The organism is Variovorax multivorans (assembly GCF_051216835.1).
Taxonomy (GTDB): domain Bacteria; phylum Pseudomonadota; class Gammaproteobacteria; order Burkholderiales; family Burkholderiaceae_C; genus Variovorax.
The window spans coordinates 230,659-254,485 of record NZ_JBPJZL010000009.1 but is presented as its reverse complement, the minus strand read 5'-3'; the positions used below and the strand labels follow the sequence as shown (position 1 = coordinate 254,485).

Below are 23,827 nucleotides of genomic sequence, written 5' to 3'. Positions count from 1 at the left end.
GCAAGAAACAATGAAAACCCTTCGCCTCAAACCCGGCAAAGAGCGCTCGATGCAGCGCCGCCACCCATGGGTCTTCGAATCGGCCATCGCGCGCGGTGGCGCCGACTCCGGCGAGACCGTGCGCGTCGAGTCGCACGACGGCGCTTTCCTCGCATGGGCGGCCTTCAGCCCCATTTCAAAGATCCGCGCGCGGGCCTGGAGCTTCGTCGAAACGCAGCGCATCGACGCTGCCTTCTTCGCCTCGGTGTGCGCCCGTGCGGTGGCCGCCCGCGGCCTGTTCGACCTGCAGAGCGACGGCGTGCGGCTGGTGCACGGCGAGGCCGACGGCCTGCCGGGGCTGATCGTCGACCGCTATGGCGACACGCTGGTGGCGCAGTTTCTCTCGGCCGGCGTCGAGCGCTGGAAAGATGTTCTGGCCGACGCGCTGCTCAAGGCCACGGGCCTGACGAAGCTCTACGAACGCTCCGACGCCAGCGGCCGCGAGCGCGAAGGCCTGAAGCCCGTCACGGGCTGGCTGCGCGGCGACGGCCCCACAGAGATCATCATTCGCGAGCACGGCTGGAAGCTGTCGCTCGACATCGCGACCGGCCACAAGACCGGCTTCTATCTCGACCAGCGCGACAGCCGCCAGCGCTTTGCCGAGCTGGCGCAGCACCGGCGCTTCCGGCGCGTGCTGAACTGCTTCTGCTACACGGGCGGGTTCACCGTCGCGGCACTGGCGGGGCTGAAGGCCGCGGGCGCGCTCGAAGGCGTGGAGCTGGTGTCGGTCGATTCGTCGCTGCCCGCGCTGGAGCGGGCTCGTGGCCATCTCGCGCTCAACGGCTTTGAAGGACAGGGCATAAAGACCGAGTTTCTCGACGCCAACGTCAACACCGTGCTGCGCGAGTTCATCGACCAGGGCCGCACTTTCGACGCCATCGTGCTCGACCCGCCCAAGTTCGCGCCCACGGTGGCGCACGCCGAGCGCGCCGCGCGGGCCTACAAGGACATCAACCGGCTTGCGCTGAAGCTCCTAGAGCCGGGCGGCGTGCTGCTGACCTTCTCGTGCTCGGGCGGCATCAGCGCCGATCTGTTCCACAAGATCGTGGCCTCGGCGGGGCTCGACGCGGGCGTGGACGGCTACATCGCCGAACGCCTGGGCGCTGCGCCAGACCATCCGATGACCATCGAGTTTCCGGAAGGGGAGTACCTGAAGGGCCTGGTGGTGGTCAGAAAGCCCGCCTGACGCCGTCTTGACCCTGCCGCCAACGCAACTCAGTGGCATTGGCTAAACTGCCGGGCCACGCCTTTCCCCAGCCCCAATTCCTGTTTTCCGCTTCCGGAGCACTATCCCCATGGCCCTCATTCCCGCGACCATCCTCACCGGCTTTCTCGGCTCGGGCAAGACCACGCTGCTCAAACGCATCCTGACCGAAGCCCACGGCCAGAAGATCGCGGTCATCGAGAACGAGTTCGGCGAAGAGAACATCGACAGCGACATCCTTGTGACCGAGTCGAAAGAGCAGATCGTGCAGATGAGCAACGGCTGCGTCTGCTGCACCATCCGCGAAGACCTGCGCGAGGCGCTGCAAATGCTGGCCGCCAAGAAGCGCCAGGGCCTGCTCGATTTCGACCGCGTGGTTATTGAAACCACCGGCCTGGCCGACCCCGGCCCCGTGGCCCAGACCTTCTTCATGGACGACGAGATCGCCGAGAGCTACCTGCTCGACTCGATCCTCACGCTGGTCGATGCCAAGCACGCGCCTCAGCAGCTCAACGACCGCCAGGAAGCGCGTCGCCAGGTGGGCTTTGCCGACCAGATCTTCATCAGCAAGAGCGAGCTGGTGTCGGCCGAAGAGACCGACGCGCTCATTCACCGCCTGAAGCACATGAACCCACGCGCGCCGCAGCAGAAGGCGCATTTCGGCGACGTGCCGCTGAAGGACATCTTCGACCTGCGCGGCTTCAACCTGAACGCCAAGCTCGACATCGACCCCGACTTCCTGAAGGAAGACGACCACGACCATCACGACCATGACCACGCGCATGGCGAGGCGTGCGACCACCCCTCGCACAAGCACGAGGGCCACGGCCACCATCACCACACGGACGATGACGTCAAGAGCTTCGTCTACAAGGCCGACCGCGCCTTCGACCCGGCCAAGCTGGAAGACTTTCTGGGTGCGATCGTCAATATCTACGGCCCGCGCATGCTGCGCTACAAGGGCGTGCTGAACATGAAGGGCACCGAGCGCAAGGTGATCTTCCAGGGCGTGCACCAGCTGATGGGCAGCGACCTGGGGCCCGAGTGGGGCAAGGACGAGGCGCGCCAGAGCCGCATGGTGTTCATCGGCATCGAGCTGCCGCGCGAAATTCTCGAGCAGGGGCTGGAGCAGTGCCTGGTCTGAGTTGAAGGCTTGCTGAAATAGAAAACGGCGCTGGCCCCAAAAGGCCAGCGCCGTTTTTCATTCGGGCCGAGGCCGGCTTACTTGCCGGTTGCGCCCATCCCGCCCAGCGGCTTGCCATTGACCTTCAGGCTGCCTTCGCTGTACTCGACCTGGGCGGTGACGTCGTCGCCGTCGCGCTTCACGAAGCCGCTCTGCTCGCCCTGCTCGACCAGGCCGGCCACCATTTCGGGCGGCGGCGTCTGGCCGCTCTCTGCACCGGTTTCGGCCAGCTTCTCGAGCCACTTCATCGGCAGTCGCGCATGGGCCTTGAGCACGCCGCGCTTCATGAGCAGTGCGGTGCCGGGCATCTGCAGGTCTTCGTCGGTCACGCCGGCCATGCTGACCGTGTAGCCGATTTCGGCGCGCTTGCCGTCGATTTCGACCAGCATCTTGTCGAGGCCGGCTTCGGGGCCGTACTTCGCCATGGCCTTGAGGTCGGGCGCGAGCTGCTCGGCCAGCGCCTGCATGGCTGCCTGAGATGCCTTGCTGCTGCCCTTGCCGCAGCCGCTGGCGGCGCTGGACTGCATCCAGGCGTCGGCCAGCTTCTTGTAGCCGGCGGCATGGATGCGGCGCGCGCTGCTGGTCAGTTCGAACTTGTCGATCTTGGTCTCGCCGATCTTGCCGGTGCCCCTGAACGTGCCGCTCGACGCATAGAGGCCGTCCTTGGTGCTCGCGTCGCCGACCAGTTCGATGTTCTGGAGCACGACTGTCGGCAGCGCCTTTGTTGGTTCTGCCGGTGCAGCGCCTTCCTCGGCAGCCTTCTTCTTGACGGCGAACTCGAGGGTGTCGAGCCGGCCTTCGGTTTTGCCGGTGGCCAGGAACCAGCCGGCGCTCATGTCCATGTCGGCCTTGGCGGCGAGCTTGCCCATCTTCATGGTCACGCCGCTACGCGCTTCGCTGAAGTCGAGGCCGGGCATGGTCATGTCGTAGCGCGCCTGGGTGCGCGCGTCGTTGACTTCCAGGCGGGCCTGAATGCCTTGCCAGTCGAGCCGGCCCTTGCCTTCTTCGACCAGCTTGGCGGGCGCGACGGTGAGGTCGGTCGTGAAGGCGCCACTGAAGCCGACCTTGGTGCGCGCGCTCAGGGGCTTGGCGTCGCCGAACAGCTTTTTCGCCGCGGCCTGCGTCTTCTCGTCGAGCACCAGTTCGCTGTCGATGGTGGCCGCTGCCAGCGTGCCGCCGGCCAGCGGGCCGTGGTGGATGGTGTCGCGGATGGTCAGGCGCAACTGCTTGGGCGGCTTGATGCTGCCTGCGTCTTCCTCGTCGTCGGCTTCGGCTTCCTCGCCCTCGGCGGGCTTGTCGGCGGCGGCGGGTGCTGCTGCTGCCGGGGCGGCGGCATCGGCTGCGCAGCCGATTTCCAGCGTCACGGTGCTGACGGCGCCGAAGAAGCCGCGTTCATATTTGCGCTCGGTCACGCGCACCAGCGCGGTCTGCTTCGGCAATTCGTCGAAGGCGATGTCGTAGCGCGACTTGATTTGCGTGCCGGCCCACCAGGTGCTGCCGCCGTAGGCGACGGCGATAGCCGCGGCCAGGACTCCCAAAACTACTTTCTTGTTCAAGACTTGCTTTCTTTTTGCGAATGAACGGATAGGCCCCCTGCGCCATATGGACAAAGGCCCGGGGCCGCGCTGCTCCCACAGACAGCGCCGCGCGATGCTAACGGAGTTGGCCGGCACGACGAGACATCGCCCGCGCCTGCGAGTTCTCTATACAATCGCGCGCCTGTTCCGGCAGCCATGTCCAGTTCTCGTGGACAAGATGTGACTTCCGGCACGGGGCGCCGCACGTTCCTGGTGGGCTTTCGGGGGTATAACCCCGGGGTTCGCCACTTGCGAGCACCCCGACAACGGGGAGCCCGCGTGGTCTGAAAGCCGCAAGTGGCTCCCATGGGAGGAGACACCCAGTGAAAGCGCGTTCCAGTTCGACCAAGGAGCCAGTCACCGTGAAGAAACCCGCCGCCAAGGCCACGCCAGCACCCAAGCCCGCCACAAAGAAGGCGCCGGCTGCGAAGCAGGCTGTACCTGCGGCCAAAAAGGTTTCCGCCACCGCACATGGCTCCGCAGCGAAGGAGAAAAGCGCGCCGTCCAAAAAGCCCGCAGCACCACCGGCCAAGGCCGCGACCGCTGCGACCAAGAAGTCCGCCAAGCCTGCAACTGCCGCCACCAAGACCGCAGGCGCGGGCTCATCGTCATCCAAACCCGTCGGCCGCCCTGCTGCCGTTCCTTCTGCCCCCTCGATCCCCATGAAAAAAACGGCTGCCGCCTCCACTTCCGCCCCGGCGACACCCTCGATGCCCGTTCAAACCCCCACGCCCGCACCCGCCGCGCGTGGTGGCCGTGTGTCCCGGCTGTCGCAACTGACCGTGCCCTCGATGCCGCAATCTGTCGCATCGACCGCCGCCAAGTCCAGCTTCTCGCAGGCGCCTTCCACCGCGCTGGTGCCGCCGCCGCCCCTGGCCGTGAAGAAAGACCCGAAGCTGGCCAACAACTGGAAGACCAAGACTCCCTCCGAGCTGAGTGACGCTGAAGTCATCGCCATGCCCGACGACGAGTACATGAACGAAAAGCAGATGGCGTTCTTCCGCCTGAAGCTCGAAGAACTCAAGCGCGGCATTCTCGAGAACGCCGGCGAGACCACCGAGCATCTGCGTGAAGACACGGTGGTCGTGCCCGACCCGGCCGACCGCGCCACCATCGAGGAAGAACACGCCCTCGAGCTGCGCACCCGCGACCGCGAGCGCAAGCTGCTCAAGAAGATCGAGCAGTCGATCCAGCGCATCGACGCCGGCGACTACGGCTACTGCGACGAAACCGGCGAACCCATCGGCGTCGGCCGCCTGCTGGCCCGCCCGACGGCCACGCTGTCGCTCGAAGCGCAACAGCGCCGCGAACTCAAGCAAAAGATGTTCGGGGATTGAACAGGGTCAAGGTAGATAGAGCCCAGCGACTTCGATAGCCTTCGCCGAATGCCAAAGGAAGAATCGGGCCGCCTTTTTTCCAAGGTGGCCAAATTTGTCCGCAATCCCCTGAAGGATTGGTCGGAGCTGGATGCCCCTGCTTCCGCCTCGACCTCGGACTCTTCGCTGCCCGCCCAGCAGACCTACAGCCGCGAGATGCTGAAGGAGATGATCGAGCGGCGCCAGCGCAACGATTTCGTGCGCCGGCGCGAGTTCGACATGCTGCGCAAGCTGCGCCAGCGCGAGGCCGCCGCCCATGCCTTCGAGGCGACGGCTACGCCGTCTTCCTTCAACATCAACAGCACCTCCGAGAAATCGGAAGGCCGCGCGCTCACGCTCAAGAAGATCGACGAGATCGAGCAGCAGATGTCGCAGCAGTGGTGGAAAGGGCGGGGCCCGAACGGCGAAACGCTGGTCAACCCGCCGCCTGACGCCGGCGCCGAGACGCTGCCGCCGGTGCATACCGACGATCTGCTGTCCGAGCCCGCCGTGTTGCCAATCATCCCGCCAGCGGCTGCAGCCGAGGCCGGTGGCGACGCCCCGGCGGTGGCCGCCAGCGTGCCGCTGCTGTCGTCGCGCCTTGCACATGACGGCGCGCTGGAGGAGGCGGTGATCCGCTTCGCGCACGGCGACGACGCTGGCGCCGAAGCCATCCTGCTGCAGGCTTTGGCCTCCACCGAGGGCACGACGCCCGTCGAGGGTGGGCACGACGCCGCGGCCGAACGCGACGACAACCGCTGGCGCGCCCTGTTCGATCTGTACCGCGCGACCGGTGACGCTGCCAAGTTCGCGGCCGCCCGCATGCGCTATGCGCAGCGCATGCGGCGCATGGGCCCCGACTGGGTCTCGCTCGATGAGCTGGCCCGCAGCGTCAAGGCCGTCACTGCCAGCGAAGAGGCGGCCGGGGCCGCCGCCGAAGGCAGCAGCGCCCATGCCGACTGGACCTGCCCCACGCGCCTGGCGCGCGAAGGCCTGATGGAGCTCACCCGCGCGCTGTCGAAGGCGGGCTCTGTGTGGACGCTCGACTGGCGCGGGCTGCACGCCATCGAGCCTGAGGCTGCTGCGCCACTGCGCGTGCTGTTCACCCATTGGGCCGATTCGCCGGTGCAACTGCGCTTCATGGGCTCGGCGCAACTGCTGGCCGTGCTGTCCGAGGCCGCTCCCAACAACGAGCGCGGCACTGACGACATCTGGTGGCAGCTGCACCTTGCGGCGCTTCGCCTGATGCACCTGCCCGACGACTTCGAGCTGGTGGCGCTCAACTACTGCATCACCTACGAGGTGTCGCCGCCTTCCTGGCAGGACCCGAAGGGCGAATGCACCACGCTGGCCGCGCCGCCGGCGAGCCGGCCCAGTTCTGTGTGGTCGCTGCTGTCGGTCGGTGGCGATTCCGAGAGCTTCCCGTCCACCGACAGCGGTTTTGCCGCGCTGGCGGGCGATCTGCGGGGCGAGTCGCTGTCGAGCTGGCAACGGCTGGACAACGACCTGCGCCACACCACGGCGCCAGTCATTTCGTGCGCGGCGCTGCTGCGCATGGACCTGGCCGCCGTGGGCACGCTGCTGAGCTGGGTGCGCGCGCGCGATGCCAATGGCGAGCGCGTGCAGTTCGTCGATGCGCACCGGTTGATTGCCGCGCTGTTCAACCTGGTAGGCATTGCCGATCATTCGACAGTGACGGTTAGGAAAAACTAAAACCTGCGCCGCCCGATGGCGGTTGCATTGCCGCGGCGCACCCCCAGATGGCTGCGATGGAACAGTTTCACGGCACCACCATCGTGAGCGTGCGCCGCAAGACCCCCCAAGGCGACCAGGTCGCCATCGGTGGGGACGGGCAGGTCACTCTCGGCAATATCGTCATCAAGGGCACGGCGCGCAAAGTGCGCCGCCTCTATCACGGCAAAGTGCTCGCCGGCTTTGCCGGCGCCACGGCCGACGCCTTCACGCTCTTCGAGCGCTTCGAGGCCAAGCTCGAAAAGCACCAGGGGCACCTGACCCGCGCGGCAGTCGAGCTCACCAAGGACTGGCGCACCGACCGCGTGCTGCGCAAGCTCGAGGCCATGCTTGCCGTGGCCGACGCCACCACCTCGCTCATCATCACCGGCAACGGCGACGTGCTGGAGCCCGAAGACGGCGTGATCGCCATTGGATCGGGCGGGGCCTACGCCCAGTCGGCGGCCAAGGCGTTGATCGACAACACAGACCTCTCGGCCGAGCAGATCGTGCGCAAATCGCTGGCGATCGCCGGAGAAATCTGCATTTACACGAACATGAACCACACGGTGGAAGCGCTCTGACCATGTCCATGACCCCCCAGGAAATCGTCTCCGAGCTCGACAACCACATCGTCGGCCAGCCGGCCGCCAAGCGCGCCGTGGCCATTGCCCTGCGCAACCGCTGGCGCCGCCAGCAGGTCGACGACAAGCTGCGCCACGAGATCACGCCGAAGAACATCCTCATGATCGGCCCCACGGGCGTGGGCAAGACCGAGATCGCCCGCCGCCTCGCGCGCCTGGCCGATGCGCCCTTCATCAAGGTCGAGGCCACCAAGTTCACCGAGGTCGGCTACGTGGGCAAGGATGTCGATTCGATCATTCGCGACCTCGCCGAAATCGCAGTCAAGCAGACCCGCGAATCGGAAAGCACCAAGGTGCGCGCGCGTGCCGAAGACGCCGCCGAAGACCGCATCCTCGACGTGCTGCTGCCTCCCGCGCGCGGTGCCGATGGCGCGGTGGCCGACACGGGCAACGCCACCCGCCAGGCCTTCCGCAAGAAGCTGCGCGAGCACCAGCTCGACGACAAGGAAATCGAACTCGACCTCGCCGAGACCCGCACCCCACTGGAAATCATGGGCCCCGCCGGCATGGAGGAAATGACCGAGCAGCTGCGCGGCATGTTCGGCCAGATCGGTGGCGGCAAGCGCAAGACACGCAAGCTCAAGATCGCCGAGGCGCTGCGCCTGCTGATCGACGAGGAAGCGGCCAAGCTGGTCAACGAGGACGAGATCCGCACGCAGGCGATCACCAATGCCGAGCAGAACGGTATCGTCTTCATCGACGAGATCGACAAGGTCGCCACGCGCAGCGAAGCGCAAGGCTCCGACGTGTCGCGCCAAGGCGTGCAGCGCGACCTGCTGCCGCTGGTGGAGGGCACGGCCGTCACCACCAAGTACGGCGTGGTGCGCACCGATCACATGCTGTTCATCGCGAGCGGCGCCTTCCACCTGAGCAAGCCGAGCGACCTGATTCCCGAGCTACAGGGGCGCTTTCCGATCCGCGTCGAGTTGCAATCGCTGTCGGTGGCGGACTTCGAAAGCATCCTCACGCAGACCCGCGCGTCGCTGGTGAAGCAGTACCAGGCGCTGCTCGCCACCGAGGGCGTGACGCTCGAATTCACGCCCGAAGGCGTGAACCGGCTGGCCACCATCGCCTTCGAGGTGAACGAGCGCACCGAGAACATCGGCGCTCGCCGTTTGTCGACCGTGATGGAACGCCTGCTGGATGAGGTAAGCTTCGACGCGACCCGCCTCGAAGGGCAATCGATCCGCATCGATGCCGCTTATGTCGACCAGCGCCTTGCGGCACTAAGTCACGACGAAGACCTTTCGCGCTTCATCCTCTGAAGCTGCTTCTCCTTCCCCCTGTAACGGGGGAATCCTTCACGCATCACATTCATTGCGTGAGCTAAGTACTTAATTTTCAACGAAATTCGCCGATTCCATGGTTTTGGAATCGGCGCTAAGTCGTTGATTCCATTACAAAAAATAGCCCAAACGGCCAGTTGCTTCCGAAGTGTTTCCTGCTACAGTGCAAAAAAGTGCAGTTAAGTGGGAAAAAGTGCGGGTAGTGCCCCTTTCGGGTGCCGCAGCACTCCCAACACAGGGGTTTCGTGGTCGTGTTTCAAGGCGCTTCATCGCTCAGTCTGGATGCCAAGGGGCGGCTCTCCGTGCCGACCCGGCATCGTGACGTCCTGAGCGCGACGGCAGGCGGCCAGCTCACGATCACCAAGCATCCGCACGGATGCCTGATGGTGTTCCCCCGTCCCGAATGGGAAAAATTCCGCGAGCGCATCGCCGCGCTGCCGATGTCGGCGCAGTGGTGGAAGCGCGTTTTCCTGGGCAACGCCATGGACGTCGAGATGGACGGCACCGGCCGCATCCTGGTGTCGCCCGAACTGCGCGCGGCCACCGGCATCACGCGCGAGACGCTGCTGCTGGGCATGGGCAACCACTTCGAACTCTGGGACAAGGCCACGTACGAGGCCAAGGAGGCCGAGGCCACCCAGGGCGAGATGCCGGATGTGTTTCAGGACTTTGCGTTCTGAGGACCCAAGTGAACACCCCATGGACCCATACGACCGTCTTGCTGAACGAAGCGGTGGAAGCTCTTCTTTCCGGCAGCACGGCGGCAACCGGCACCTACGTGGATGCCACCTTCGGGCGGGGAGGGCATGCGCGTGCAATCCTCTCCAGGCTGGCGCCGGAAGGCAGGCTGATCGCATTCGACAAGGATGCGGAAGCAGTGGCCGAAGCAGCGCGCATCTCCGATGCGCGTTTTTCTATCCGCCACCAGGGATTCCGCTCGCTGGGCGAATTGCCCGACGCGAGCGTCGACGGCCTGTTGATGGACCTGGGCGTGAGCTCGCCGCAGATCGACAACCCGGTGCGCGGTTTCAGTTTTCGTTTCGACGGCCCGCTCGACATGCGCATGGACACCACGCGCGGCGAGAGCGTGGCCGAATGGCTGGCAACGGCCGAACTTCAGCAGATTGCAGAGGTGATCCGTGACTATGGCGAAGAACGGTTTGCTGTTCAGATTGCAAAGGCGATTGTTGCTCGCCGACAAGAACGGGGCCCAATTTCAACCACCACCGAACTGGCCGAGCTCGTGGCTGGCACGGTCAAAACCCGCGAGCAGGGCCAGAACCCTGCAACGCGCACATTTCAGGCTTTTCGGATTTTCATCAACGCCGAGCTTGAAGAGCTGCAACAGGCGCTAGAAGCGAGTCTGTCCGTGCTCAAACCCCAGGGGCGGCTCGCGGTGATCAGCTTCCACTCGCTGGAAGACCGCATCGTGAAGCAGTTCATCGCCAGGCACTCGAAGGAGGTCTACGACCGCCGCGCGCCGTTTGCCGCCCCGAAGGTCATGAAGCTGCGCGCCCTGGAGCGCATCAAGCCGTCCGATGCCGAGGTGAGCGGCAATCCGCGCTCGCGCAGCGCCATTCTTCGCGTCGCAGAACGCACCGGGGCCAGCTGACCATGGCCCGCCTGAACATCCTGCTGCTGCTGGCCGTCATTGCGACGGCTTTGTACCTTGTGCACACGCAGTACATGTCGCGTCAGCTCTATACCGAGCTCGACCGCGTGCAGCAGGAAGCCCGCCGCCTGGAGACCGACCGCGATCGCCTGCAGGTAGAGAAGCGCGCACAGGCCACGCCACTGCGCGTCGAGAAGCTCGCCAAGGAGCAGCTGCAGATGCGCACCACATCGCCGGCCATCACGCAGTATGTACGCCCTGACGGCACGGTGATCCCCGCGGTTGCGCCGGTGGCGCCTGCGCCGACCACACCTAAGCCGACGGCCAAGCCGGTCACCGCAGCGAGGGCCGCACGATGAACCGGGGCAACCGCAGCGTGCGCTACACCACCAGCCCCTTGCTCGCGAGCAAGACGCCGGTGTGGCGCAGCAAGTTCATCGTCGCTGGCATCGCGCTCGGCTTCGTCATGCTGGCGGGCCGGGCGGCCTACGTGCAGGTGCTCAACAACAGCTTCTTCCAGCGGCAGGGCGAAGTGCGTTTCGCGCGCACGCTCGAGCTGCCGGCCAATCGTGGCCGCATCCTCGACCGCAATGGGCTCATCCTGGCCTCCAGCGTGGTGGCGCCCAGCATCTGGGCCATTCCGGAAGACATCGAGCGCGACGACCCCGAGGTGCGCGCCAAGCTCAAGCAGGTCGCCAAGCTGCTCGAGATGTCGCAAAAAGACTTCGACAAGAAGCTCGAGGACGAGGACAAGACCTTCGTCTGGATCAAGCGCCAGGTCGACGAGCCCATCGCCAAGCAGATTGCGGCCATGAACCTCAAGGGCATCTATCAGCGCAAGGAGTACAAGCGCCAGTACCCCGAGGGCGAGGCCGCCGCGCACGTGGTGGGCTTCACCAACGTGGAAGACAACGGCCAGGAAGGCATCGAGCTCGCATTCAACAAGGAGCTGGCCGGCAAGGCCGGTTCGCGCCGGGTCATCAAGGACCGCCTGGGCCGCGTGGTCGAGGGCGTTGGCGAAACCGTGCCGCCGCTCGACGGCAAGGACATCCAGCTCAGTGTCGACAGCAAGGTGCAGTTCTTCGCCTACCAGAAGCTGCGCGACGCCGTGACCGCGCGCAAGGCCAAGGCCGGCAGCGTGGTGGTGCTCGACTCAGTCACCGGCGAAGTGCTTGCGCTGGCCAACTACCCGAGCTACGTGCCCGACAAGCGCCAGAACCTCACCGGCGAGCAGCTGCGCAACCGCGCGCTCACCGACACCTTCGAGCCCGGCTCGACCATGAAGCCGATCACCGTAGGCATGGCGCTGGAAGCCGGCCGCGTGAAGCCCTCGACCCTGATCGAAACCGGCCCGGGCCGATTCCAGATCGGCGGCTTCACCATCAGCGACACCCACAACTACGGCACGCTGACGGTCGAAGGCGTGATCCAGAAGTCGAGCAACGTCGGCGCGCTCAAGATCGCCCAGAAGATGACCCCGCACGAGATGTGGGACACCTACACCGCGCTCGGCTACGGCCAGAAGCCGCAGATCCAGTTCCCCGGCGCCGTGACGGGCCGGCTGCGCCCGTGGAAGACCTGGAAGCCGGTCGAGCAGGCCACCATGGCCTACGGCTACGGCCTGTCGGCGTCGCTGTTCCAGATGGCGCATTCGTACACCTCGTTCGCGCACGACGGCTCGATCATTCCGGTCACCATCCTGAAGAACTCCGAGCCGCCGGTCGGCGTGCGCGTGTTCTCGCCGTCGAATGCGCTGGCGGTGCGCAAGATGCTGCAGATGGCCGCCGGCCCCGGCGGCACCGGCACCCGTGCGCAGACGGTCGGCTACTCGGTCGGCGGCAAGTCGGGCACGGCCCACAAGCAGGTCGGCAAGGGTTACGCGAGTAACAAATATCGCGCATGGTTCACCGGCATGGCGCCTATCGACAAGCCGCGCATCATCGTCGCGGTGATGATCGATGAGCCCAGCGATGGCCAGTATTTCGGCGGCGTCGCCGCGGCGCCCGTGTTCAGCGAAGTCGTGCAGCAGACGCTGCGCATGATGAACGTACCGCCCGATCTGGCGGTCAAACCGCTTGTGATGACGCAGGGCGTCGACGAGAGTTTCTGAACATGCTGACCTTCACTTCCCCCCAACTCGCCGCGGCCTGGCTCAAGGAGCGCGTGCCGCAGGCCGCGCTGCACGCCGACAGCCGCGCCGCGGGCGCGGGCGACGTCTTCATCGCCTGGCCTGGCGCCGCCACTGACGGGCGCAAGCACGTTGCGGCCGCGCTGGCGCAGGGCGCGGCGGTCTGCCTGGTGGAGCGCGAGGGCGTCGAGGCCTTCGGCTTCGAAGGCGACGACCGCATCGTCAGCTACCCTGGCCTGAAGGCCGCCACTGGCCCGATCGCCTCGGCCTTCTACGACAACCCCTCGGCCCTGCTCGACGTGCTGGCCGTGACCGGCACCAACGGCAAGACCTCCACCGCCTGGTGGCTCGCCGAATCGCTCTCCACGCTGCGCGCGGCGGGCGGCGTGCGCGCGATGCGGCCCGACGGCACCATGCAGCGCGACGCGCCGTCGCCCTGTGCGGTGATGGGCACGCTGGGCATCGGCGTGCCGCCCGAGCTGACCTACACCGGCCTCACCACGCCCGACCCGGTGATGATGCAGCGCGAACTGCGCTCGCTGGTCACGCGCGGCTTTGGCGCCTGCGCCATCGAGGCCTCGTCCATCGGCATCGCCGAGCGCCGGCTCGACGGCGCGCAGATCGCCGTGGCCGTGTTCACCAACTTCACGCAGGATCACCTCGACTACCACGGCAGCATGGACGCCTACTGGCAGGCCAAGGCCGAGCTATTCCGCTGGCCCGGCCTGCGCGCGGCGGTGATCAACATCGACGACACGCACGGCGCCAGCCTGTGCGCGAACCTGATCGACGCCGGCATCGGCGCGCTCGACGTCTGGACCGTCTCGGCCGGTGGCAAGCCCGCCCGCCTCGTGGCGCGCGACATCGGCTACGACGCGCAGGGCCTGCAGTTCTCGGTGGCCGAGCACGGCACCGCCACGGTGGAGCGCCTGTCGACCGGCCTGATCGGCCAGTACAACGTGGCCAACCTGCTGGGCGTACTCGGCACGCTGCGCGCGCTGGGCCTCACGCTCGCCCAGGCCGTGGCAGCCTGCGCCAACCTCACCAGCGTGCCGGGCCGCATGGACCGCGCAGGCGCAGGCGAAGGCGCGCCGCTCGCCGTGGTCGACTATGCCCACACGCCCGATGCGCTCGACAAGGCCCTGATCGGCCTGCGCCCGCTGGCAAAGCAGCGCGGCGGCGCGCTCTGGTGCCTGTTCGGCTGCGGCGGCGACCGCGACCCGATCAAGCGCCCGATGATGGCCGCCGTGGCCGAGCGCCAGGCCGACCGCGTTGTCGTCACCAGCGACAACCCGCGCAGCGAAAAGCCCGACGCGATCATCAGCCAGGTGCTGCGCGGCTTCTCGCGCCCCGAGGCCGCCCAGGTGCAGCCCGACCGCGCCGCCGCCATCGCCGATGCCATCGCGCAGGCCGCCCCGCAAGACGTGGTGCTGATCGCCGGCAAGGGCCACGAGGCCTGGCAGGAAATCGCCGGCCAGCGCATCGAGTTTTCCGACAAGGCCCATGCGCTTCAGGCGCTGGCAAAGAGGGGGGCCGCGGCATGACCGACACGACGCCTCTCAACATCACGCTGGCCCAGGTGCAGCAATGGATTCCGGGATCGCGCCTGGTGGGTGACGCCTCGACCGTCATCGCCCGCGTGCATACCGACACGCGCACGCTCGCGCAGGGTGACCTGTTCGTCGCGCTCAAGGGCGAGCGCTTCGATGCCAACGACTTCCTGGCGGACGCCAGGAAGCGCGGCGCTGTGGCCGCCATTGCGCACCACGGCCTCGAAGCGGCCGGCCTCAGCGGCCTCGAAGTGCCCGACTCGCTGGCCGCGCTCGGCGCGCTCGGCGCGGGCTGGCGCGCGCAGTTCGAGCTGCCGCTGATCGCTGTGACCGGCAGCAACGGCAAGACCACGGTCACGCAGATGATCGCGGCCGTGCTGTTCGCCTTCCGCGCCGAACGAGCGCTGGCCACCGCCGGCAACTTCAACAACGAGATCGGCGTGCCGCTCACGCTGCTGCGCCTGCGCGCGCAGCACCAGCGCGCGGTGCTCGAACTGGGCATGAACCATCCGGGCGAAATCGCGCGGCTGGCCACCATCTCGCGCCCGACCATCGCGCTCGTCAACAACGCCCAGCGCGAGCACCAGGAGTTCATGGCCACCGTCGAGGCGGTGGCCGTCGAAAACGCCGCCGTGTTTGCGGTGCTGCCCGAAGGCGGCACAGCCGTCTTCCCCTACGGCGACGCCTTCACCTCGCTGTGGACCGACATGGCGCACGCCGGTGGCTCGCGCCGTTGCATGACTTTCGGCGAACCGGAAGATGCCGACATCTCGCTCGACAGCGCTGAATGGAAGCAGGGCGCCTGGGCCGTGCGCATCCGCACGCCGCTCGGTGCCTTCGATGCGCGCCTGCACATCGCGGGTCGGCACAACGTCGTCAATGCGCTGGCGGCCACGGCCTGTGCGCTCGCGGCCGGCGTGTCGCTCGAGACCATTGCCGCTGGACTGTCGGCCTTCGAGCCGGTCAAGGGCCGTTCGCGCGCCAACGAAATCGTGCTGGCCGGCGGCCATGCGCTCACGCTGGTCGACGACAGCTACAACGCCAACCCCGATTCCGTGATTGCTGCCATCGACGTGCTCGCCGCCCTGCCGGGCCCGCGCTTGCTGGTGCTCGGCGACATGGGCGAGGTGGGCGACCGCTCGCCCGAGTTCCACGCCGAAGTCGGCGAGCGGGCGCGCCAGCGCGGCATCGAGTCCGTCTACACGCTGGGCGCCGCGACGACGCACACCACCGCTGCCTTCGGCGGTGCCGACGGACGCCATTTCGAAGAGTTCGACGCGCTCGGCGCGGCCGTGCTCGCGCGCCTGCCGCAGCTGGGCAGCGTGCTCGTCAAGGGATCGCGCTTCATGAAGATGGAGCGCGTGGTGCAGGCCATCGAGGCGCAGGCACAACCACAACAACAAAAGGAGGCCGGTCATGACGCATGAGCCGCGCGAAACAACATGCTGATGACCCTGGCCCAATGGCTGCAGACGCTCTCGCCCGAGTTCGGGTTTTTGCGCGTTTTCCAGTACCTCACCTTCCGCGCGCTGATGGCTGCGCTGACCGCGCTCGTGGTCGGCCTCGTGGCCGGCCCGTACGTGATCCGCCGCCTGGCCGCGCTCAAGATCGGCCAGCCGATTCGCGGCTACGGCATGGAAACGCACCTCACCAAGAGCGGCACGCCCACCATGGGCGGTGTGCTGGTGCTGTTCGCCATCGCCTTCGCCACGCTGCTGTGGTTCGATATTTCGAACAGGTTCGTGTGGATCGTGCTGTGGGTCACGATGGGCTTCGGCGCCATCGGCTGGGTCGACGACTGGCGCAAGGTGGTGCGCAAAGACCCGGAAGGCATGCGCTCGCGCGAGAAGTACTTCTGGCAGTCGGTGGTCGGCCTCATCGCCGCCTTCTACCTGCTCTTCAGCATCTCGGAGAGCTCCAACTGGCGCGTGGTGCAGCTGTTCTTCGCGTGGGTGCAGTCGGGCTTCGATCTCGACTTTCCGCCCAAGATCAACCTGCTGGTGCCTTTCTTCAAGGAAGTGAGCTACCCGCTCGGCGGCATCGGCTTCGTGATCCTCACGTACCTGGTGATCGTGGGCGCGAGCAATGCGGTGAACCTGACAGACGGCCTCGATGGCCTGGCGATCATGCCGGTGGTGATGGTGGGCTCGGCGCTGGGCGTGTTCGCCTACGTCACGGGCAGCGCGGTGTACTCCAAGTACCTGCTGTTCCCCAACATCCCGGGCTCGGGCGAACTGCTGGTGTTCTGCTCGGCGATGGCCGGCGCGGGGCTCGCGTTTCTCTGGTTCAACACCCATCCGGCGCAGGTCTTCATGGGCGACGTGGGCGCGCTGGCGCTCGGCGGCGCACTGGGCACCATCGCAGTCATCGTGCGCCAGGAGATCGTGTTCTTCATCATGGGCGGCATCTTCGTGGTCGAGGCGATCTCGGTGATGGCGCAGGTCATGTACTTCAAGTACACGAAGAAGCGCTACGGCGAAGGCCGCCGCGTGCTCAAGATGGCGCCGCTGCACCATCACTTCGAGAAGAGCGGCTGGCGCGAGACGCAGGTCGTGGTGCGCTTCTGGATCATCACGATGCTGCTGTGCCTCGTGGGTCTTTCGACGTTGAAGCTGCGGTAACGGAACCATGCAGCATCTGAAAGACCTCCCCGTTCTCATCCTCGGCCTCGGTGCGTCCGGGCTGGCGATGGCGCGCTGGTGCGCGCGCCACGGTGCCGTCGTGACCGTGGCCGATACGCGCGAGGCGCCGTCGCTGCTTGCGACGCTGCGGGCGGAGTGGCCTGAGGTGACGTTCGTCGGCGGGCCGTTCTCGGCTGCGCTGGTCGAAGGCACGCCGATCCGTGCGGTGTATCGCTCGCCGGGGCTGTCGCCCGCGACCATTGCGCCGGTGGCGGAAGCGGCACGTGCTGTCGGCCTGCCGGTCGGTGGCGAGCTGGACCTGTTCGCGCGTGCGTTGCTGGACCTGCGGACGGTGGAAGTGTCGGTGGTCGAGGCTGAGCCGGAACCCGAAGCGGAAGCACCCATCGAGCCGGTGGCAGAAGCGCCCGTGGAAACCGCCGAGCCGGAGGCGCAAGCGCTACTGCCGCTGGATGAGCCCGCGCCCGCCGAGCAGGCAGAAGCCGTGGCCGAGCCGGTACAACAGCCCGAGCCTTTCGAAACCGAAGCACCCGAAGTCGCCGCAGAAACCGCGACCGAACCGGCCGTGCCCGCGCAAGCCGAAGCCATGCCGCGCGATCCTTCGATGAGCGTCGCCGTGCCGCTGCCGCCCGAGGCCGCAGAAGTCGTCGAGCCGGTGGCCGAGCCCGCACCGGAAGTGTCCGCCGTTGTCCCCGAGTCCCTCGAGGCTTCGGCTCCCGCGCCCTCCACCGCTTCCCGCCTGCCTGTCACCGGCAAGCCCTACGTCCCGACCGCCGCCAGGGAGGCTGCCGAGTTCGTCGCCAAGATCGCCGAAATCTCCGCCACCAATCCGGCCTCGGCTGCCGTCGAAGAAGAATCGCCCCAGCTCGAACTGGCCCCCCCCGTCGAGCCCGAAGCCCCCAAGGGCTACACGCCCGCGGTGCTCGCCATCACCGGCACCAACGGCAAGACCACCGTCACCTCGCTCACCGGCCAGCTGGTCGAGCGCGCGGGCAAGACTGTGGCCGTGGCCGGCAACATCGGCCCGACGCTGCTCGACACGCTCTCGGCGCACATGGATGCCGACACTCTGCCCGATGTGTGGGTGCTGGAGCTGTCCAGCTTCCAGCTCGACGGCGTGCAGGGCTTCGAGCCCACGGCCGCCACCGTGCTCAACCTCACGCAGGACCACCTCGACTGGCATGGCGATATGCCGGCCTATGCGGCGGCCAAGGCGCGCATCTTCGGCGCGCATGGGCTCATGATCCTCAACCGTGACGATGCCGACGTGATGGCGATGCTGCCCGCGCCCGTCAGGGCCAAGCTGCAGCGCCCGCAGATCCGCACGCACGTCACCTTCGGTGCAGCCATGCCGCTGCGCTCGGGTGACTACGGCATCGAGCGCGTCAACGGCATGGCCTGGCTGGTGCGCGCGCTGGAAGCCGACGAAACGCAGAAGCGCAAGCGCGGCGCCGTGGTCGAGGAAGAAATCTTCCTGCAGCGCCTGATGCCCGCCGACGCGCTGCGCATCCGCGGCCGTCACAACGCCATGAACGCACTGGCCGCACTCGCGCTGGCCAGCGCCGCTGACTGCCCGCTGGGCCCCATGCTCTACGGCCTGCGCGAATACCACGGCGAGCCGCACCGCGTGGAGCCGATCGCCATCGTGGACGAGGTCGAGTACTTCGACGACAGCAAGGGCACCAACGTCGGCGCCACCGTGGCTGCGCTGATCGGCCTGGGCGAAGAGCGCCGCGTGGTCGTCATCCTCGGCGGCGATGGCAAGGGGCAAGACTTCGAGCCGCTGGCTGAGCCCGTGCGCCAATACGCGCGCGCCGTGGTGCTCATCGGCCGTGACGCGCCGCTCATCGAAGCCGCGCTGGCATCGACTGGCGTTTCGCTGCTGCATGCCGCCTCGATGGACGAGGCCGTGAAGCTCGCGTCCGCACGCGCCAACCCCGGCGACGCCGTGCTGCTGTCACCGGCCTGTGCGAGCTTCGACATGTTCAAGGACTACGCGCACCGCGCCGAGGTGTTCCGCGAGGCCGTGCAGGCCTACGAGGACAGCCCGCGCGGCATGGGCGGTTCGACGACGGAGGACACGGTTTGAACTCTGCCGCCTCAGGCGCCACGCCCAACGCATCCACCAGCCGCTTCGGCGGCTGGTTCAGGCGCGCCCGCAGCGGGATCGACTCGCTGCCCGTGCACCTGCCCGTGCGGCTGGGCGGCGCCGGTATCGCGCAGACAAAAGCCACGCCGATGCGCGTGCTGGGTTTCGACCAGGCGCTGGTCTGGGTCACGGTCGCGCTGCTGACCTGGGGCCTGATCATGGTGTATTCGGCCTCCATCGCGCTGCCCGACAACCCGCGCTTCGCACGCGCGGGCTACAGCGCCTCGTACTTCCTCACGCGGCACGCGGCCTCGGTGATCTTCGCGTTCATCGCCGCGCTGCTGGCTTTCCAGATCCCGATGAAGACCTGGGAGCGCGCCGCGCCCTGGCTCTTCGTGGCCTCGCTGCTGCTGCTGGTGGCCGTGCTCATTCCGCACATCGGCATCAACGTGAACGGCGCGCGCCGCTGGCTGCCGATGGGCTTCATGCGCTTCCAGCCCTCGGAGCTGGCCAAGCTCGCGATGGTGCTCTACGCCGCCAGCTACATGGTGCGCAAGATGGAGATCAAGGAGCGCTTCTTCCGCGCCGTGCTGCCGATGGGCATCGCGGTGGTGGTGGTCGGCATGCTGGTGATGGCCGAGCCCGACATGGGCGCGTTCATGGTGATCGCCGTGATCGCCATGGGCATCCTGTTCCTGGGCGGCGTGAACGCGCGCATGTTCTTCGTGATTGCCGCGCTGGTGGTGGTGGCCTTCGGCACCATCGTCGCGAGCAGCCCGTGGCGCCGCGAGCGCATCTTTGCGTACCTCGATCCGTGGAGCGAAGAGCACGCGCTGGGCAAGGGCTACCAGCTGTCGCACTCGCTGATCGCCATCGGGCGCGGCGAGATCTTCGGCGTGGGCCTGGGCGGCAGCGTCGAGAAGCTGCACTGGCTGCCCGAGGCGCACACCGACTTCCTGCTGGCCGTGATCGGCGAAGAGTTCGGCCTGGTCGGCGTGCTGCTGATCATCGGCCTGTTCCTCTGGCTCACGCGCCGCATCATGCACATCGGCCGCCAGGCGATCGCGCTCGACCGCGTGTTCTCGGGCCTCGTGGCCCAGGGCGTGGGCGTGTGGCTCGGCTTCCAGACCTTCATCAACATGGGTGTGAATCTGGGCGCGCTGCCGACCAAGGGACTGACCTTGCCGCTGATGAGCTTCGGCGGCTCGGCCATCCTGATGAACCTTGTGGCGCTGGCCATCGTGCTGCGCATCGACTACGAGAACCGCGTGCTGATGCGTGGGGGTCGCGTATGACCGGCCGCACCGCACTCGTCATGGCCGGCGGCACTGGCGGCCACATCTTCCCGGGACTCGCGGTGGCCGAGGCCCTGCGCGAGCGCGGCTGGCAGGTGCACTGGCTGGGCGCACCCGGCAGCATGGAAGAAAAACTCGTGCCGCCGCGCGGCTTCGCCTTCGAGCCCGTGCAGTTCGGCGGCGTGCGCGGCAAGGGCCCGCTCACGCTGTTCCTGTTGCCGCTGAAACTGCTGCGTGCCTTCTGGCAGAGCCTGCGCGTGGTGCGCCGCGTGAAGCCCGATGTGTTGGTGGGCCTTGGCGGCTACATCACTTTTCCGGGCGGAATGATGGGCGTGCTGCTCAACAAGCCGCTGGTGCTGCACGAGCAGAACTCGGTCGCCGGCCTTGCCAACAAGGTGCTGGCAGGCGTGGCCGACCGCGTGTTCACGGCCTTCCCCAATGTGTTGAAGAAGGCGCAGTGGGTGGGCAACCCGCTGCGTGCGGCCTTCACTTCGCAGCCCGACCCGGCCACGCGTTTCGCGGGCCGCACCGGTCCGCTGAAATTGCTGGTGGTGGGCGGCAGCCTCGGCGCGCGCGGCCTCAACACCGTGGTGCCGCAGGCGCTGGCGCGCATCGAGCCGGCCACGCGCCCGCAGGTGCTGCACCAGAGCGGCACCAAGCAGATCGACGAACTGCGCGCCAACTACACGGCGGCCGGCGTCGAAGGCGAACTCACGCCCTTCATCGAAGACACCGCGCAGGCCTATGCCGACGCCGACATCATCGTCGCGCGCGCCGGCGCCAGCACCGTCACAGAAATCGCGGCCGTCGGCGCAGCAGCGCTGTTCGTGCCTTTCCCCTCGGCGGTCGACGACCACCAGACCACCAACGCGCGCTTCCTCGTGGACGCGGGCGGCGGATGGCTCGTGCAACAGGCCGACCTCACTCCTGAATTGCTGGCTGACTTGCTACAGAAAACCGAGCGCACCGCGCTGATCGAAAAGGCCGTCAAGGCCAAGACCATGCAGAAGACCGAAGCTGTGGAAGCGGTCGTCCGCGCCTGCGAGGAGCTTGCCAAATGAAGCACGCGATTCGTCACATCCATTTCGTGGGCGTCGGTGGTTCCGGCATGAGCGGTATCGCCGAAGTGCTGCTGAACCTGGGCTACAAGATCACCGGTTCCGACCTGTCCGACAGCGTCACGCTGCGCCGACTCGCGGGCCTGGGCATCGGCACCTTCGTGGGCCACGCCGCCGCGCACATCGACGGCGCGGACGCGGTCGTCACTTCCACCGCCGTGCAGTCGGACAACCCCGAAGTGCTGGCCGCACGCGAGAAGCGCATTCCCGTGGTGCCGCGCGCGCTGATGCTGGCCGAGCTGATGCGCCTGAAGCAGGGCATTGCCATTGCCGGCACGCACGGCAAGACCACCACCACCAGCCTGGTGGCGAGCGTGCTCGATGCCGCCGGGCTCGACCCGACCTTCGTGATCGGCGGGCGCCTGAACAGCGCGGGCGCCAACGCGCAGCTCGGCAGCGGCGACTACATCGTGGTCGAGGCCGACGAGTCGGACGCCTCGTTCCTGAACCTGCTGCCGGTGATGGCGGTGGTCACGAACATCGACGCCGACCACATGGAGACCTACGGGCATGACTTCGCGAAGCTCAAGAAAGCCTTCGTCGACTTCCTGCACCGCATGCCGTTCTACGGCGTGGCCATTCTCTGCACCGACGATCCGGCGGTGCGCGAGATCGTGGCCGACGTGACCTGCCCGGTCACCAGTTACGGCTTCGGCGAAGACGCCCAGGTGCGCGCCATCGACGTGCGCGCCGTCGGCGGCCAGATGCACTTCACCGCGCAGCGCCGCAACGGCGTGACGCTGCCCGACCTGCCCATCGTGCTGAACCTGCCGGGCGAGCACAACGTGCGCAATGCGCTGTCGGTGATCGCGGTGGCCGTGGAGCTCGGCATTCCCGACGAAGCCGTGCAGCGCGGCCTCGCGGGTTTCAAGGGCGTGGGCCGGCGCTTCCAGAGCTACGGCGACGTGGCTGTGCAAGGCGGAGATGCCACCGGCACCTTCACGGTCATCGACGACTACGGTCATCACCCCGTCGAGATGGCGGCCACCATCGCCGCCGCGCGCGGCGCGTTTCCGGGCCGCCGGCTGGTGCTGGCCTTCCAGCCGCACCGCTATACCCGCACGCGCGACTGCTTCGAGGATTTCGTGAAGGTCATCGGCACGGCCGACTCGGTGCTGCTCGGCGAGGTCTACGCCGCAGGCGAGGCGCCCATCGTGGCGGCCGACGGCCGCACGCTGGCGCGCGCGCTGCGCGTGGCCGGCAAGGTCGAGCCGGTGTTCGTCGACGACATCGCCGCCATGCCGCAAGCCATTCTCGACAACGCCCGCGCGGGCGACGTGGTGCTTTCCATGGGCGCCGGCTCCATCGGCGCGGTGCCGGGCAAGGTCGTCGAACTCGGCGCGGCGGCCGTCACCGCCGCAGCACCCTCAACATCGCAGCGCGATTCGCGCAAAGGGAGGGCCTCATGAGCCTTCAGGACCCCAAGCTCTTCGGCAAGGTTGCCGTGCTGTTCGGCGGCAGTTCCGCCGAACGCGAAATCTCGTTGATGTCGGGCACCGGCGTGCTCGAAGCCCTGCGCTCGCGCGGTGTCGATGCGCATGCCTTCGACCCTTCGCAGCGCGATCTGGCCGACCTGAAGCGCGAAGGCTTCGCGCGTTGCTTCGTCGCACTGCATGGCCGCCATGGCGAGGACGGCACCGTGCAAGGTGCGCTCGAACTGCTCGGCATTCCGTACACCGGCTCGGGCGTGATGGCCTCCAGCGTGGCCATGGACAAGGTCATGACCAAGCGCATCTGGCAGGCCGATGGCCTGCCGACGCCCAAGTACGTGCGCCTGGCCTTCGACCAGCAAAGCCGCGAGCAGATCATGGCCGTGCCCGACGTGCTCGGCCTGCCGCTGATCGTGAAGCCGCCGCGCGAGGGCTCGTCCATCGGCGTGACCAAGGTCGAGGGCTACTCGCAGATGCAGGACGCGATCACGCTGTCGGCCAAGTACGACGCCGACGTGCTCTGCGAAGAATTCATCGAAGGCGAGGAAGTGACCTGCGCAGTGCTCGGCCACGGGCTCGACGCGCGCGCGCTGCCGGTGGTGCGCATTTCCGCACCCGAAGGCGCCTACGACTACCAGAACAAGTACTTCACCGACGACGTGAAGTACCAGTGCCCGAGCGGCCTGCCCGAAGCGGAAGAGCACGAGATTCAGCGCATCACGCTGGCTGCCTACCGCACGCTCGGCTGCCGCGGCTGGGGCCGTGCCGACGTGATGATTCGCGCCAGCGACCGCAAGCCCTTCCTGCTGGAGATGAACACCTCGCCCGGCATGACCAGCCATTCGCTGGTGCCGATGTCGGCCCGCGCCGCGGGTATCGCGTACGAAGACCTGTGCCTGCGGGTGCTGGCCTCGGCCGCGCTCGACGCAACGGGAGGCTCGCTATAG

The 23,827-nt window shown here is 67.2% G+C and carries 19 protein-coding genes; 18 read left to right on the top strand and 1 reads right to left on the bottom strand.

Annotation, left to right across the window (positions count from 1 at the left end; genetic code table 11):
- Positions 1-10: 10 nt before the first annotated feature.
- Positions 11-1,225, top strand: a complete 1,215-nt coding sequence (locus ACSFCA_RS24355; RefSeq protein WP_435461058.1) for a class I SAM-dependent rRNA methyltransferase — start codon at positions 11-13, stop codon at positions 1,223-1,225.
- A gap of 109 nt (positions 1,226-1,334) precedes the next feature.
- Positions 1,335-2,387: a CobW family GTP-binding protein gene (locus ACSFCA_RS24350; RefSeq protein WP_093056291.1), complete on the top strand. Its 1,053-nt coding sequence runs from the start codon at positions 1,335-1,337 to the stop codon at positions 2,385-2,387.
- A 77-nt stretch (positions 2,388-2,464) separates the two neighbouring features.
- On the opposite strand, the gene ACSFCA_RS24345 is transcribed toward ACSFCA_RS24350, so the two are convergent.
- Positions 2,465-3,982, bottom strand: coding sequence for a YdgA family protein (locus tag ACSFCA_RS24345; protein ID WP_435461057.1), 1,518 nt, complete (start codon positions 3,980-3,982; stop codon positions 2,465-2,467).
- Between the two features lie 383 nt (positions 3,983-4,365).
- Here ACSFCA_RS24345 and dksA point away from each other — a divergent pair, with 383 nt between their 5' ends.
- The 16 genes from dksA to ACSFCA_RS24265 all read left to right on the top strand — a co-directional run bounded on the left by dksA (position 4,366) and on the right by ACSFCA_RS24265 (position 23,827).
- Complete coding sequence (gene dksA, locus ACSFCA_RS24340) at positions 4,366-5,340, top strand: RNA polymerase-binding protein DksA (protein WP_256329220.1); 975 nt, start codon at positions 4,366-4,368, stop codon at positions 5,338-5,340.
- A 48-nt stretch (positions 5,341-5,388) separates the two neighbouring features.
- Complete coding sequence (locus ACSFCA_RS24335) at positions 5,389-7,071, top strand: STAS domain-containing protein (RefSeq protein ID WP_258351234.1); 1,683 nt, start codon at positions 5,389-5,391, stop codon at positions 7,069-7,071.
- Between the two features lie 56 nt (positions 7,072-7,127).
- The gene (gene hslV, locus ACSFCA_RS24330) at positions 7,128-7,673 is read left to right on the top strand and encodes an ATP-dependent protease subunit HslV (RefSeq protein ID WP_042578379.1); all 546 of its coding nucleotides are present in this window, start codon (positions 7,128-7,130) and stop codon (positions 7,671-7,673) included.
- A 2-nt stretch (positions 7,674-7,675) separates the two neighbouring features.
- Positions 7,676-8,998: an ATP-dependent protease ATPase subunit HslU gene (hslU, locus tag ACSFCA_RS24325; protein ID WP_435461056.1), complete on the top strand. Its 1,323-nt coding sequence runs from the start codon at positions 7,676-7,678 to the stop codon at positions 8,996-8,998.
- Positions 8,999-9,270: 272 nt separating this feature from the next.
- Positions 9,271-9,699: a division/cell wall cluster transcriptional repressor MraZ gene (gene mraZ / locus ACSFCA_RS24320; protein ID WP_081270207.1), complete on the top strand. Its 429-nt coding sequence runs from the start codon at positions 9,271-9,273 to the stop codon at positions 9,697-9,699.
- Between the two features lie 8 nt (positions 9,700-9,707).
- Positions 9,708-10,631, top strand: coding sequence for a 16S rRNA (cytosine(1402)-N(4))-methyltransferase RsmH (rsmH, locus tag ACSFCA_RS24315; RefSeq protein ID WP_435461055.1), 924 nt, complete (start codon positions 9,708-9,710; stop codon positions 10,629-10,631).
- A 2-nt stretch (positions 10,632-10,633) separates the two neighbouring features.
- On the top strand, positions 10,634-10,990 hold the full coding sequence (gene ftsL / locus ACSFCA_RS24310) for a cell division protein FtsL (RefSeq protein WP_258351231.1): 357 nt from the start codon (positions 10,634-10,636) through the stop codon (positions 10,988-10,990).
- Positions 10,987-12,741 (top strand): peptidoglycan D,D-transpeptidase FtsI family protein, encoded by a 1,755-nt coding sequence (locus ACSFCA_RS24305; RefSeq protein WP_093056277.1) that lies wholly within the window; start codon positions 10,987-10,989, stop codon positions 12,739-12,741. The genes ftsL and ACSFCA_RS24305 overlap by 4 nt, the downstream gene beginning before the upstream one ends.
- A 2-nt stretch (positions 12,742-12,743) precedes the next feature.
- Positions 12,744-14,303 (top strand): UDP-N-acetylmuramoyl-L-alanyl-D-glutamate--2,6-diaminopimelate ligase, encoded by a 1,560-nt coding sequence (locus ACSFCA_RS24300; protein WP_435461054.1) that lies wholly within the window; start codon positions 12,744-12,746, stop codon positions 14,301-14,303.
- A complete protein-coding gene (locus ACSFCA_RS24295; protein WP_435461053.1) occupies positions 14,300-15,736 on the top strand; it encodes a UDP-N-acetylmuramoyl-tripeptide--D-alanyl-D-alanine ligase in 1,437 nt (478 codons plus the stop codon). The genes ACSFCA_RS24300 and ACSFCA_RS24295 overlap by 4 nt, the downstream gene beginning before the upstream one ends.
- A gap of 15 nt (positions 15,737-15,751) precedes the next feature.
- Positions 15,752-16,930 (top strand): phospho-N-acetylmuramoyl-pentapeptide-transferase, encoded by a 1,179-nt coding sequence (gene mraY / locus ACSFCA_RS24290; RefSeq protein ID WP_093056272.1) that lies wholly within the window; start codon positions 15,752-15,754, stop codon positions 16,928-16,930.
- 7 nt (positions 16,931-16,937) lie between these two features.
- Positions 16,938-19,037, top strand: a complete 2,100-nt coding sequence (gene murD, locus ACSFCA_RS24285) for a UDP-N-acetylmuramoyl-L-alanine--D-glutamate ligase (RefSeq protein ID WP_435461052.1) — start codon at positions 16,938-16,940, stop codon at positions 19,035-19,037.
- The gene (gene ftsW, locus ACSFCA_RS24280; protein ID WP_093056268.1) at positions 19,034-20,332 is read left to right on the top strand and encodes a putative lipid II flippase FtsW; all 1,299 of its coding nucleotides are present in this window, start codon (positions 19,034-19,036) and stop codon (positions 20,330-20,332) included. Before murD ends, ftsW begins: the two co-directional genes overlap by 4 nt.
- Complete coding sequence (murG, locus tag ACSFCA_RS24275; protein WP_435461051.1) at positions 20,329-21,393, top strand: undecaprenyldiphospho-muramoylpentapeptide beta-N-acetylglucosaminyltransferase; 1,065 nt, start codon at positions 20,329-20,331, stop codon at positions 21,391-21,393. Before ftsW ends, murG begins: the two co-directional genes overlap by 4 nt.
- Entirely contained in the window at positions 21,390-22,859 is a 1,470-nt protein-coding gene (gene murC / locus ACSFCA_RS24270) for a UDP-N-acetylmuramate--L-alanine ligase (RefSeq protein ID WP_435461050.1), read from the top strand. The genes murG and murC overlap by 4 nt, the downstream gene beginning before the upstream one ends.
- Positions 22,856-23,827, top strand: a complete 972-nt coding sequence (locus tag ACSFCA_RS24265; protein WP_093056262.1) for a D-alanine--D-alanine ligase — start codon at positions 22,856-22,858, stop codon at positions 23,825-23,827. The genes murC and ACSFCA_RS24265 overlap by 4 nt, the downstream gene beginning before the upstream one ends.